A 520-nucleotide genomic window follows, 5' to 3' on the forward strand; every position below is an offset into this window, starting at 1 on the left:
TAAGTGGCAGTGAATCAACTAGTGCTTCGGTAAGCGCATCTGAATCAACTAGTGCCTCAGTAAGCGCAAGTGAATCAACTTCAGCATCAGTAAGTGGCAGTGAATCCACAAGTGCCTCAGTAAGTGCCAGTGAATCAACTTCCGCTTCAGTAAGTGCTAGTGAATCAACTAGTGCATCAGTAAGTGCATCTGAATCAACTAGTGCATCAGTAAGTGGCAGTGAATCAACTAGTGCCTCAGTAAGTGGCAGTGAATCCACCAGTGCTTCAGTAAGTGGCAGTGAATCCACTAGTGCTTCAGTAAGTGCTAGCGAATCCACTAGTGCCTCAGTAAGTGCTAGCGAATCCACAAGTGCCTCAGTAAGTGGCAGTGAATCAACTAGTGCATCAGTAAGTGCTAGCGAATCCACTAGTGCCTCAGTAAGTGCTAGCGAATCCACTAGTGCTTCAGTAAGCGCATCTGAATCAACTTCCGCATCAGTAAGTGCGAGTGAATCAACTAGCGCATCAGTAAGTGCCAG

The 520-nt window shown here is 46.5% G+C and carries 1 protein-coding gene; it reads right to left on the minus strand.

What is annotated here, in order from left to right:
* On the minus strand, positions 1–520 hold a 520-nt coding region (locus H5R88_RS03480), incomplete at both ends, for a hypothetical protein (protein ID WP_220477557.1).

Origin of the sequence: Limosilactobacillus agrestis (assembly GCF_014145585.1) — a bacterium.
GTDB lineage: Bacteria > Bacillota > Bacilli > Lactobacillales > Lactobacillaceae > Limosilactobacillus > Limosilactobacillus agrestis.